The sequence below is a fragment of the Pseudomonas sp. R3-57 genome, from assembly GCF_051132065.1.
Lineage (GTDB): Bacteria > Pseudomonadota > Gammaproteobacteria > Pseudomonadales > Pseudomonadaceae > Aquipseudomonas.
Genome location: NZ_CP071655.1, coordinates 4,480,060 through 4,492,804, shown reverse-complemented (window position 1 = coordinate 4,492,804; position 12,745 = coordinate 4,480,060). Strand labels below are relative to the sequence as shown.

At 57.1% G+C, this 12,745-nt stretch carries 6 protein-coding genes and 1 pseudogene; 1 reads left to right on the top strand and 6 read right to left on the bottom strand.

What is annotated here, in order from left to right:
- Positions 1–144: 144 nt before the first annotated feature.
- The 6 genes and pseudogenes from J3P93_RS20200 to J3P93_RS20175 all read right to left on the bottom strand — a co-directional run bounded on the left by J3P93_RS20200 (position 145) and on the right by J3P93_RS20175 (position 10,126).
- Positions 145–504 (bottom strand): DUF6124 family protein, encoded by a 360-nt coding sequence (locus tag J3P93_RS20200; protein WP_434591154.1) that lies wholly within the window; start codon positions 502–504, stop codon positions 145–147.
- Positions 505–829: 325 nt separating this feature from the next.
- Positions 830–1,151: pseudogene (locus tag J3P93_RS20195) on the bottom strand (DUF6124 family protein); the annotation flags it as partial.
- Between the two features lie 208 nt (positions 1,152–1,359).
- Positions 1,360–4,854: an Ig-like domain-containing protein gene (locus J3P93_RS20190; protein WP_434591152.1), complete on the bottom strand. Its 3,495-nt coding sequence runs from the start codon at positions 4,852–4,854 to the stop codon at positions 1,360–1,362.
- 203 nt (positions 4,855–5,057) lie between these two features.
- On the bottom strand, positions 5,058–9,002 hold the full coding sequence (locus tag J3P93_RS20185) for an Ig-like domain-containing protein (protein WP_434591149.1): 3,945 nt from the start codon (positions 9,000–9,002) through the stop codon (positions 5,058–5,060).
- A 130-nt stretch (positions 9,003–9,132) separates the two neighbouring features.
- On the bottom strand, positions 9,133–9,528 hold the full coding sequence (locus J3P93_RS20180) for a YbaN family protein (protein ID WP_434591146.1): 396 nt from the start codon (positions 9,526–9,528) through the stop codon (positions 9,133–9,135).
- Between the two features lie 10 nt (positions 9,529–9,538).
- Complete coding sequence (locus tag J3P93_RS20175) at positions 9,539–10,126, bottom strand: UPF0149 family protein (RefSeq protein ID WP_434591143.1); 588 nt, start codon at positions 10,124–10,126, stop codon at positions 9,539–9,541.
- A 386-nt stretch (positions 10,127–10,512) separates the two neighbouring features.
- On the opposite strand from J3P93_RS20175, the gene recQ reads away from it, so the two are divergent.
- Positions 10,513–12,642 (top strand): DNA helicase RecQ, encoded by a 2,130-nt coding sequence (gene recQ, locus J3P93_RS20170; RefSeq protein WP_434591140.1) that lies wholly within the window; start codon positions 10,513–10,515, stop codon positions 12,640–12,642.
- The last annotated feature ends 103 nt before the right edge of the window (positions 12,643–12,745 follow it).

Below are 12,745 nucleotides of genomic sequence, written 5' to 3'. Positions count from 1 at the left end.
CCGATAATCGGCGGGAGTCTTGATCGTTCCCACGCTCCTGCGTGGGAATGCCTCAAGGGACGCTCCGCGTTCCAGCTGTGGAGGGGACGCGGAGCGTCCCGGGCTGCATTCCTTTGCTGCGCGTGGGAACGATCATCGGTGGCGCTACTGCGGCAACTCCAGGTTATCCAGCACCCGATTCATCGCCAGCTCGCCGAGCATGATCAGTTGCGCGATCCCCAGCAGTGTTCTGCGTTGCGACGCCGGTATGAGGTTGGCGAAATCGTTGGCGATGGTTCTCGCCGAGGCGAGGGTTTCGCAGGCATTGGCCAGCAGTTCCTCGTTTTTGAAGTCGGCGGTCACGGCGTACATCGTGCGTTTTTTACGCGGCGGTGGCGGGGAGCCGGGCGGGCAGAGGTAATGATCGAGGGCGCGGTCGGCGGCGTCGTGGAGTTTGGTGGAGTCGAGGGATTCGTAGGGGGAGGTGGGGTCGGTTACGGGTGGGTTGGGGGTTGGTTTGATCATGCGAAGCTCCTATAAAGTGGAGCCGCCCAGAACTGTCGCTAAACAGTAAGGTGGCGGCTGTACGCAGGTTAGCGAACCGGTTATAGGCACCCGGCAGACCCGAAGGTCTCCCACATACAGCCACCATAACGAAGTTGCAGACATACTGAGCCGCAACGAAGCCTGGAGCGCTGATGCACCTATTTAAGATCCGGGTCGCTAAACCCGATCGCTGATTCGTCAGCGACCGGACCACAATAGAACCCGACCCCAAAGCGCACTATGCCATAGCAGGAAAGGTCTGGGTGAAAACGTGGTCTGTCCCCGATAACCCACTCAAGGGGTGTTACTGCGGCAACTCCAGATTATCCAATACCCGACTCACCGCCACCTCCTCCAGCATGATCAGCTGTGCGATACCTAGCAGCGTTCTACGCTGCGACGCGGGGATAAGGTAGGCGAAGTCATTGGCGATGGTTCTGCCCGAGGCGAGGGTTTCGCAGGCATTGATCCGCAGTTTTTCGTTTTGGAAATCGGCGGTCGCGGCGTACATCGTGCGTTTTTGCGCGGCGGTGGCGGAGACCCGGGCGGCTGAGGTAGTGATCAAGGGCTCGGTCGGCGGCGTTGAGTTTGGTGGAGTCGAGGGATTCGTAGGAAGGAGGGTTGGGGCGGTTTCAGGTGGCGATTGCTGCGACTGATCTTAACTAGAAACCCGCGCTCCTTTTAGTAGGAGCGCGGGTTTCGTGTTTGGGGCTGTTAAATAAATGCCTTCCCTTTATCCGCTGACGGCATCCGTTCCCTCGCTGGTTCGACTCCTATGAATGACTGTCGCCGGACTCCAAATAAAACCAACTTGGTCTTTGAAGGTTTTCTTGGTCATGGAAGCTTCTTGATAGTGATATTGTCGAAGTTAATAGGGACCGATAGGGTTTGATTTCTATTGTGTCTACAGCTTATTTCAATAACGACATCCTGATTTTCGGAATTGTAATAATAATTTCCTGTAGTACTTTTCCAGATGTTGTCTGCTGGTAATTCGTCAAGGTGGTAAGCAAGCTGACCATTAAAATCCACCCTTAAATGGCCCGGTATTGAGATTTCCACATAGTCATACTTATATGAAAAACTTATTTGATAACCTCCTCGCTTTAGTTTTTTATAAGTTTTCTTGATTCCTACGCGTTCGTTAGGCTTGAGAAAAGATAAGTTGTTTGCCCAATAAAATTCTCCAAGAGTGTTTTTTATTTCACCTCGGTTTTCGATAATGTTTGACCAACCATTCCAGTTGCTATTGCTGAAGTCTGTGAAGTCGTCGATATTCTTGCTTACAGTTATTGCCCAAGAAGCCGAAGTTTCAGCGTTGCCATATAAAGCTCTGGCAGTAAATCTATGCTCTGTTTCACTTAGATCTCCAATAAAAAGGTTCCATGCGCCGGTATCAGCATGTACTGACGCTTGATCAATGGATACCTCTCCGTCAAATACCTCGACTTCCTGACCTTTAGCGGCAACGCCGCTCAGCGTCACGGCTGTTTCCGCAGTTTCCCCACCTTGTGGAATGTCAAAACCGCTGGGATAGCCTTTAATTGACGTCAGCGTGGGGGCGACGTTTTCTGTCACTGTTAGCGTTCTCGCTGCCGACACCAGGCTCGGTTGTTCCAGATATCTGGCCGTAAAACTGTGTCTGGCTTTGCTCAGGTCTGAAACGGGCAAACTCCAGATGCCAGTTACTCCATCGGCGGTCTTTTTACCTTTGATAACCGTACCGTCGAGCACTTCAACTTCCCGCCCGGCTGCGGCAACGCCGCTCAAAATGACGGCTGCTTCTACGGTGAAGCCATCCTCGGGGATTTCATCGCCGCTCGGCGAGCCTTTAACTGAGTCAATGGTCGGGGCAACATCTTCAATCACACTCACATGACGAACATTCGAATATACCGAACTGCTGTGATACAGCGATTTTGCATACAACCGGTGTAGCGCTTGCTGCACTGCAACTTCGATGTCCCGCTCCCATTCACCGGTCGTCTCATCCGCCGTCGCGACACCTTTTGACACCGCATTTGACTCTTCACCGTCAAAGATTTCGACTTCCTGGGCCAGGCTTGCGGTGCCTTTGAGTGTCAACGTAGTGCTGATAGTCGCTTGCTCGTCAGGCACCTCCACGCCTTTGTCATCCAGCACATTGTCCAGCGTCGGAACAATCAACGCGGTGACGACGAAGCCGCGCGCAGCGGATGGCCGCTCTTCGCCGAAAGTCTCTTTCACGGTAAAACTGTGCGTCGTCGCACTCAGCCCCGGCGCGGTGTACGTCCAGATTCCAGAGACCGAATCAGCTGTGGCCGTACCCTTGACCTCGGCACCGTCGAGTATCGCGACCTCCTTGCCTTTAGCGGCTGTGCCACTCAGCACCACGCTGGTTTCAACCGTGGTGGCACCTTCGGCGATCTCATCTCCGCTCGTCGATCCCTTGACCGAATCAATCGTCGGCGGATCCAGTACCACCGGCTCACCGATCACAAACTCCAGCACATTCGATTGACTGGTCGTATTACTCGCGGCGCGGTAAATCTCGTAACTCACCGTCACCTTTTTCCCGCGATGCGCCTCGATGTTCTTGGCCACAAACTCGGCGTTCAGCGCGAACACCACGTCCTTGTCCCTGGACAGCGCATTGAGTTTCTTGAAGTCGCTGACCGGTGGCTGGCCTTCGACGACCCAGAAAAACGTCACGACGTCATCGGTTTGCGTGGGTACGGCTATCGGCCTGGGCGCGGTGACTTTGCCGAGGCCACCGGGCAGGTCGGCGGGGTCGAGGGCGCCGTCCTGTTCGCCGAAGACGATGGGTTTGACCAGTTCACGTTGCGGTTCACCAACGTTCAGCAGCGGGGCGTGCAGGGAAGGGCGGCGGGTGACCGTGCCGTTTTCATCGGTCAGCAGGTTGTACGATAGATCCAGCGTGCCGCCTTCCAGGGTTTTGCCGTGTTTGCCTTCGACGGTGATGATGAAACCGTTGGGGTCATTGGCCTCGTCTTCGCTGGGGAAATACCACTCCAGTTCCGGGTCGTAGGTGGTCAGGTCAGGCCGGGTGCCGAACCATTTGAGTTCGATGGCGTTCTCTGGGGTGATCAACGGATCGTAAGGGATGCGAATGCGGTATTCGGCCAGGTCGGGGTCAACCGCCCCACCGACGTTGTCGAGGGCGATGGGCGCGGCCAGGCGGGTCGGTTCGCCGATCACGCTGTAGGCGCGTGACTTGGACTGATAATTCTCGATCGGGACACCCGCGCGCAGCACCTGATAGGAATACACGGCCGTGCGTTTGGCCAGGGCGCGCAGGGCGCTGTTGCTGTGCGCGACGGTAACCCGCACCGGTGGCGCGGTTTGAATGCGCTGGGTCACGGTCACGGAGATTTCCTTGCCCTCAAGGGTGGTGCCGGTGACAAGGACGACGATGTCGTCGTTTTGTTTGAAGATATTCACATCATCCGCCCAGACCTCCACCTGCGGTAGTTCGTCGCCCAAGTCTTCCAGATCCACGATGAGACCATCGGCCTGCTTGAGGATGGGCGCGCCGAGACGCAGATTCTGGGTATCGACGGCGATGGACACGGCCTCGCACCAGTCCTCGGACTCGTTGTACACGCGGTCGCGGATCTTGTAGCTGACCGACACGCCTGCGGAATCACCGGCCAATTCGATTGTTTTGCCGTCAACATGGATTCTGATCGGATGCGCATCCGGGTCATCGATCTGTTCCTGGGTGACCGGCGTTGACTCAACCGTTTTCCCGGCCCACGCCACGGTGATCACATCCCCAACAGCCGCGAAGGGGTAAGGTTTATAGCGGTCGGGTTTGGGCGCAACGATGACGTGTACGCCTTTGTCGAGGTGTTCAGGCCCTACACCGGTTGTGAGGATATCCAGCGGTTCGAAGGTCATGGCCAATTCTGAATGGCCATAGTCCGGATTGGTGTCCTGACCACCGGGCAGCTCGAGTTTGACGAAAAGCTTGAGCACCGGCCCGGGTTCGTCAGCCTGACTGATGCGCTTCACACTGTAGGACAGTTCCCACTCACCGGTCAGCAAACGCTGCGGCGGGACAAACACGGTGACGCGCTCGCCGATCTCGATGTCCTCGGCGATAAACTTTTGATCGACTATGGTTTTATTCAGCAGCAACTTGCAGTTGTCGCCCTTGCTCATGCTGGACCAGGCCGGAATCTGAATCTTCAGGCCCCGGTCGGGAAAGTTGAGCTGCGCGGCGGCAAGATTGATGCCCCAGGTGCCATCCGGCAACTGTATGCCGCCGGTGATTTCCGGGTCGAGCAGGGCCAGCGTGGAGATTCTTTTGCGCGGTTGAGTGAGCATGCGGGAACACTCCTGCCGGGGATCGGGCGATGGAGTGATTAAGAGATAAAAGCGGGAAAAGCGCACCTGTCAGATCTGACAGGTGCGGGCATGAATCTGATAAACGGTACTGTATAGGCTGCAAACGCAGCCTTCCCGAAAGGCCAAGTCTGTGTAAAGACAAAACAGGACAGCACCATTAACGAACCTGTTTGCCGGTTTAGTTATCGAATACCGACAATATTTGAAGCGTGGCCGAATTCTTTGGCGTCGCCATCTCCACCTGTGACCAGGTATTTGGTCCTTTTGCTTTTCCAAGGCCACCAATAGTTGCCTTTATCGGTGGACCAATAATGGTGATTGCCCATCGGCCATGAAGCACCGTAAGCAGCATGAATTTCGTTCAGTTCGCCCATGCTGGGAATACGTGCGCCTACAGCAGCCACAGCCGAGTTCGCCATTGCCCAACCACCGTTACCGCGACCAATACAAAGAACGACATTAGTGACATATACAATGAAATATTTTTCTTGCTGAGCAGAATCCCTTGCAAAGATTCTCGCGCTACCTTTGCTCCGTGCCGTGACAAAACCACTGGCATCGACTGCTGCGACGTCGGGATTGTCTGAACGATAGGTAATTGCGCCGATTCCGCCAGACGCTTGCCGCCGGATCGAGTTGCCTGCGTTCGGGGTCGGAAACAGGTGAGGGTATCCCGCACAGATGTACGTCTTACCACCCAATGTCACCGTACTTGTATCGAAGTTCATAGGCGAAATTCTTTTAAATGTTCGCGTCGCGGACTTCTGTTCAGTGCTAACGGCTTTTGCGTAAACCGCATGGTCGCCGAGATTGATTGAAAGGGTGGTTCTCCATGTGCCGCTTGCATCGCTGGGCACAGGATTTTGTTGTGGGTTGTTATTGTGAAAAATTTGCACCTTGTAAAACGGCGTTATCGTCCCAGTGAGCGTAACGGACGTATCGATAGTCGAGCCGCCATTGCCCAGCTCACCGCCAGAATGCCGGACAGATGTCAAAGTGACTGCCAGGTGAGGCTTGACCGTAAAGTTGTGTACGGGCGATTCCAACTGCTCGCCATACAGTGCGCGAACCTTGATGGCGTAGGGCTTTTGAGTCAGCGCCGTCAGTTTGGTCAAGCCCTTGCCGGCGCCATCCAGATCAATCGGTGAACCGATGGAAGCGGCCCCATCATAAAGCTGAACACGCTGGTCCGGATCAGCGAGGACGGTTACGGTCACCTCGCCGTCATAGGTCACGCCGTTGTGCGCCACTGGTCCTATCGAGTCAGTGACAGCAGTAATGCTCGGCTTGGTGGCAACACCGACGGTAAATGTTCGAGGATTGCCAACCGGCACGTCTGCGTCATACAACGCCTTGATCGTGACGGTTTGCATGCCTTCTTCGAGGCCATCGACGGGGCACTCCCATGCCCAGGAATCAGACGCCAGCGGTGTACCTTCAATAATGCCGTTGACCTTGATTTCAACGTTTTCCCCGCGCGTCGCCGTGCCATGAATCGTTACGCGCTTGTCGTAGGTCAGACCGCCCTCGGGGATTTCCTGTCCTTGCGGATTGAGAATTCTGGTGATGACCGGCGTCACGTAGTCGTAGCGTGTGCGGATGGTTAACGGCAGGGAGGGAAACTCGATGGCAGCGGATTCCTCGGTGCTGTTGTCGAAAATCACTTTGCATTTCACCACCGCTCGAGAACTGTGCAGCAATTTCAGCAGTTCACTTCTTAGCAAGGGATCGTTCAAGCCCGCCGCCACTTGCGAATCGCTGAGCGGATGGGCTTTGAGCACATCGATCCGGTAGCTGCCCGTGCTGGTCTGCCCTTCGAGATAAACCCAGGTGAGATGACCCTTGGCAATGAACGGCCACACATCGACCAGCACGCGAGGATCTCCAGCAAACTCCATCAGGTCCAGCACTGCATCAACTGCCTGTGGAACGCTGGGTCGTGGCAAATCGTTTTCCGGGTCTTGAAAATCCTGGACGTTGAGCAGCATTACGTCCGACGGCGTCCACAGTCCATATCGTTCCACGTCATAGTTGACGCTGACAGAGCGCCGAATATTGGCACCGACGACGGATGGGGGAAGGTGAAAAGAGACGCTTCCGGAAACTTCTGCGGGCAGTTCGAGATCTTCCGAAGTGCCAACTCCCGGGGTGCCACGCCATTTCAAGGCCAGCGTATCGAGTGCCTCGTCCATGGTGGAATAACTGCAGACGATATCGACACCATGAAGCGCATCCATTGGGTTCAACGAGCCGCTGGGCGCTTGTACAACCGTGGGAGGGGGCAAATGCCCCAACGGGATTCCGACCATCACCTCGAAGGGCGCGGAATAGCTGTATTTTTCGGTTGCTGCGTGGAGCAGGGTGTATCGGACCGTAACCGGATAGCCGATATTGGCCGAGACGTATCGCACATCAACCCGAAACCGCACTGTCTTATCGATCGTCAATTGCGTGATCGGCACGCTTCCCTTCGTGGAACCGTAAGCCGTGACACCCGACCAGTGATACGTCAGCGTATCGCCCTTGACCCAATTCACCGGTTTGACCAGTACATGCGCCTGGGTATAAACCAGCGTTGGGTCGATGACTCCTTCCACGGCTTCTTCAACATCAGGCGCTGGCAGTGTGGCGGGCAGGGCGCGTACTTCGACGCGCAGATAATCCGACTTGCTGAGCCCGTAGTCGGAAGGGTCTTCGTTGTATACGCAGTAATAAAGTTTGAGGCTGCCGTTATTCAACCGCAGGATGTGCTCGTTCATTACATACAGGTAAGTGAAGCCCGCTTGTTGATCATTGCTACTGATGTCATACGGCTCTTCATAGCAATAAGGTGTTCCGTCTGATTCGGTGCCCTGCCAGATCATGTTGACCGTGTCGCCAACTTTGAGACTCGGATAGGCGATCCTGACGCTGGCTGTTTTACTGTCAGCGGGCAAAATAGCGCCCACCACTTCATCAATGGTCGGTGCGGGCAGTTGCGCCGGATCGCCTATGACGTGGACAAACGTCCGCTTGGAAAAGAGTGATGGGCTGCCGTCTTTTTTGCGCAATTCGTAGGAGCCGTCCAGCGAACCTCTTGCGAACAGGCTTACGAAAACGAAAGGAATCGGGAACTCATGAATGTATGGCGGGTTACCAACGATGACTTCCTCGGATAATGTTCGCGGGGCCGTACCCACGCCGCCGATTCCTGTGACTTTGATGACGAGGGTGTCACCGGCGGCGAACCCTTCGTTCGTCTCGACCTTGATCAGCAGTGGGGTTGCCTGATGGTCCAGCTCCTCAAGATGCAGTTCACCATTGATGGCGTCCTGAAAAATCGGCGCGCCCAGGCGAACAGCGCCGGAATCGACGGAAACCGTGGTCGGCTTTGACCAGTCTTCGCTGAAGTTCCACACCTCGTCATGAACTTCGTATTTGATCACCAGCGCAGCGTTATCCCCGGCAGTCTTGATGTCGTTGGGTGTTGCGGTGATCACGATATCTTGCGTGCCGTCAGCTTCGGCTTGTGTCACTACATGCGGAGGTAGCAGGAAGATCCCCCCCCACCGCACCCAGATGACATCATTCACTCGAATGTCACGGTAGTGCTTGATGTTCATGGGCACGCCTTTATCGGCCCATGGCGCGGTGACGCCATTGTCGATGACATCCTGGGGCAGACCCACCATGTCCAGATGCGAATGCCAAGGCAGGTGTTGAGACTCGTCGTCGCCGGCAGGCCTGTTGAGCTTGATCAGCAGCGTCAATACCGTCGACGGCTCGTCGGGCGACGACTCGCCTGCTCGCGTCACTTGATAATGGCAGGTGGCAAAACCAGGGACAATTTCAGTGTTCGGCAAGTAGAAGAACAACCGGTTGTTCACCTGTTCGGCTTTTACCTCGATGTTGTGAATGACTTTGTCGTTCCAGAACACGTCGATCTTGTCGTCTGTCCCCATGCCGAGATAAGGATCGATCAGTGAAAAGATACCTGCCTCGTCTTCTTCAAACGTCTGGAGGTTGATGCCGCCGTCGCCATCTTCGACGGGTTGGGTCATCCCGGCAAAATACACCGGATAAAGTTGCAAGGGCGCGACGTCTGAAGCGTGGCGCACAGGAAACAGGAAGAGTCTGAAAGAGGTCATGAGGCATGCCGCCTGAGCATGGAAACGGGTGCTTCCGTTTTATGCTCATTCATTGTTCATCGGCTACTGTCAGATCTTACAGGTGGCAGGCTGTTCCCGACGAATGGTGGAGGCTGCTCTTAAGGACGCCTCAGCGCTTGCGCAGGGTTTTCTGCCGCAAAATATAAACCGTCACCAGCACCGCACTGGTCAGCATGAACCCGCGTGCCCACACCAGCGGCACCAGGTAGCACGAAAACAGAATGCTCGCCCACATCAGCCCGATCGCGTAGACCTTGGCCTTGAGCGGAATGCCGTTGCCATCGAGATAATCGCGGATCCATGGCCCGAGCCGTGGGTGTTCGACCAGCCATTGATAGAAACGTGGGGAGCTGCGCGCGAAGCATGCAGCGGCGAGCAGGAGGAAGGGCGTGGTGGGCAGGACCGGCAGGAAGATGCCGATCACCCCCAATGTCACGCTGAGCCAGCCGACGGCCAGCAGGGTGTAGCGCAACATCAGGGAGCGGTTGCCTATGGGGTTGTCCATAGGCCGGGTCTTAGTGGTGACGTGGCTTGAGGATCGCCGGTTTTTCGTCAGGCGCTTGGCACAGCAGATACAGCGCGGTCAGGGCTTCCGGGATCTGCACGATCATGTCGTCCATCAGGTTGGCGTCCTTGGCGATGTCTTCGAACTCGGGCTGTTCGTCGAACAGGCCGGAACCAACCATGATCGGCAGAAGCATTTCGCTGACTTCTTCCTCGGCGGTTTCGAACCAGGCGGCTTCACGCAGGAATACGCCTTCCATGAAACCGATGCACCAGCCGCGCAGTTCGGAATCGTCCGGGTCGTCGCCCAGGTCCAGTTCGCAAGGCAGTTCGAATTCTTCATCGGACGCCAGTTGACGGGCGATGTGGGCCTTGAGGCCGATCAGCGTGGCTTCGATTTCTTCGCGCTGGGCTTCGCTGCTGTAGTGCGGCTCTTCAGCGAACAGGGCGTCGATCCATTCACGCTCCGGCACGTCTTCGGAGCAGATCGACAGCGCGGTCAGGTAACCGTGGGCGGCCACATAATCCAGCGCCTCGTCGTGCAGCTCGTCGGCGTCGAGGAAGACTTGCAGGCGGGTCAGTTGCTCAGCGAAGGACATTACGGGGCTACCTTGGGAATAAACAATGCGGGAATTCTAGGCCTTCTTGCGCGCTCAAGCCAGCCGCCTGGCAGATTTGCCGCCAGTTAAACAAAACCCTGTAGGAGTGAGCCTGTTCGCGATAGCGGTGTATCAGTCACATTATTGCCGGATGTGCCGCCGTCATCGCGAGCAGGCTCACTCCTACAGGATCCATGTATGGCTGAATGGGCAGTGTCTTATCAGCGGCACCCTGCGCAGGAGAGGCCTCGGGTATACTGCCGCGTTTTGCGCTCCCTGCCCGCATCGTGCTGGTCATGCAACGGTTGCTTACCTTTTGTTTAAGCAGTCGCGGCTGTTCTGAACCAGCCTGAGCAGGGATGTACCGGTAGATTTTTGGAGTTTTTATGCTCGAACAGGCTCAACGCGTCCTCAAGGACATCTTCGGCTACGACAGTTTCCGTGGCCGTCAGGGTGCAATCATTGAGCGTGTGGCCAGCGGCGGTGATGCGCTGGTGCTGATGCCTACCGGTGGCGGCAAGTCCCTGTGCTTCCAGGTCCCGGCGCTGCTGCGCGACGGCCTGGCGGTGGTGGTGTCGCCGCTGATCGCGTTGATGGACGATCAGGTTGCCACCCTCGAAGAGCTGGGTGTGGCGGCCGCTGCGCTGAACTCGACCCTGAGTGCCGAGCAGCAACGCGATCTTGCGGCGCGGATCAAACGCGGCGAAGTGAAGATGCTTTATCTGGCGCCCGAGCGTCTGGTCCAGCCGCGCATGCTGGCGTTCCTGCAAAGCCTGGAAATTGCCCTGTTCGCCATCGACGAAGCGCATTGCGTGTCGCAGTGGGGCCACGATTTCCGCCGCGAATACCTGCAACTCGGCCAATTGGCGGAGCTGTTCCCTAACGTTCCGCGCATCGCCCTCACGGCCACCGCCGACAAGCGCACCCGCGAAGAGATTGTCGATCGCCTGCACCTGCAGAACGCCGAGCGCTTTCTGTCGAGCTTCGACCGCCCGAACATTTTCTACCGCATCGTGCCCAAGGAGCAGCCGCGCAAGCAGTTGCTGGCGTTCCTTGCCGAACGGCGCAGCGATGCGGGCATCGTCTATTGCCTGTCACGCAAGAAAGTCGAGGAAGTTGCTGCGTTCCTCAGTGAGCAAGGCTTCCCGGCGCTGCCGTATCACGCCGGTCTGCCCAATGATCTGCGCGCCTATCACCAGAAGCGCTTCCTCAACGAGGAAGGCCTGATCATGGTTGCCACGGTGGCGTTCGGCATGGGCATCGACAAGCCCAACGTGCGTTTCGTTGCGCACCTCGACCTGCCGAAATCCCTTGAGGCCTATTACCAGGAAACCGGTCGCGGCGGCCGTGACGGTCTGCCGGCGGATGCGTGGATGGCCTACGGTCTGCAAGACGTGGTGATGCTCAAACAACTGCTGCAGAACTCCGAAGGCGACGAGCGCCACAAGCGTCTGGAGCAGCACAAGCTCGACGCCATGCTCTCGCTGTGCGAAGAAACCCGCTGCCGCCGTCAGACCCTGCTGGCCTACTTCGACGAAGACATGCCCGAGCCGTGCGGCCATTGCGACAACTGCGTCGATGGTGTGCAGACCTGGGACGCCACCGAGCCGGCGCGTCAGGCGTTGTCGGCAATTTTCCGCACTGGTCAGCGCTACGGCGTCGGGCATCTGGTCGATGTGCTGTTGGGCAAGGACAACGAGAAAGTCCGCAGCTTCGGGCACCAGCATCTGTCGGTGTACGGCGTCGGCAAGGCCCTGAGCGAGAGCGATTGGCGCTCGCTGTACCGCCAGTTAGTGGCGCGCGGTCTGGCAGATGTCGATCATGAAGGTTATGGCGGCCTGCGCTTGAACGACAGTTGCCGGCCGTTGCTCAAGGGCGAAGTGACCCTGGAGCTGCGTCGCGATCTCAAACCGCAAGCCACCGCCAAAACCGCCAGCAAGAGCCCGGCCAGCCAACTGGTGCGTGGCGAAGAGCGCGAACAGTGGGAAGCCCTGCGCGCACTGCGACGCAAACTCGCCGAAGAACATGGCGTGCCGCCGTACGTCATCTTCCCCGATTCGACCTTGCTGGAAATGCTCCGCAGCCAGCCGACCTCGCTAGCGGAAATGGCCCGGGTCAGCGGCGTCGGCGCGCGCAAGCTGGAACGCTACGGCGATGCCTTCCTCGAAGTGCTTGGCGGCGAGGCCGAAGCGCCGAAACCGGTCGCCGATTTACGCCACGAACTGATCACTCTGGCCCGCGCCGGCATGACGCCGCTGCAGATTGCCGGGCAGTTGCAGTGCTCGGAGAAGAACGTCTACACGATGCTCGCCGAAGCGATCGGCAAGCAGCAGCTCTCGCTCGAACAGGCGCTGGATTTGCCTGAAGAACTGATGGGCGAGGTGCAGGACGCATTTCTTGACGGGGAGGGCGAATTGCCGTCGGTCGCTGAGGTGGCAGAGCTGTTTGCCGGGCGGGTGCCGGAAGGTGTGCTTTATTGCGTGCGGGCGGCGTTGCAGTCTGAATTTGAGATGTAATCAGGCCGTCCCCATCGGGGCTTTTGATCTATGAGCAGTTGTAACGATTCAGTACAGACCGCCACTTGCCTATGACTGCCGCCCATGCTTAGCTGACTAATAA

Excerpts from the sequence above, each read along its gene's own strand:
- J3P93_RS20200 (WP_434591154.1), bottom strand. The coding sequence starts at position 504 with ATGATCAAACCAACCCCCAACCCACCCGTAACCGACCCCACCTCCCCC.
- J3P93_RS20190 (WP_434591152.1), bottom strand. The coding sequence starts at position 4,854 with ATGCTCACTCAACCGCGCAAAAGAATCTCCACGCTGGCCCTGCTCGAC.
- J3P93_RS20185 (WP_434591149.1), bottom strand. The coding sequence starts at position 9,002 with ATGACCTCTTTCAGACTCTTCCTGTTTCCTGTGCGCCACGCTTCAGAC.
- J3P93_RS20180 (WP_434591146.1), bottom strand. The coding sequence starts at position 9,528 with ATGGACAACCCCATAGGCAACCGCTCCCTGATGTTGCGCTACACCCTG.
- J3P93_RS20175 (WP_434591143.1), bottom strand. The coding sequence starts at position 10,126 with ATGTCCTTCGCTGAGCAACTGACCCGCCTGCAAGTCTTCCTCGACGCC.
- recQ (WP_434591140.1), top strand. The coding sequence starts at position 10,513 with ATGCTCGAACAGGCTCAACGCGTCCTCAAGGACATCTTCGGCTACGAC.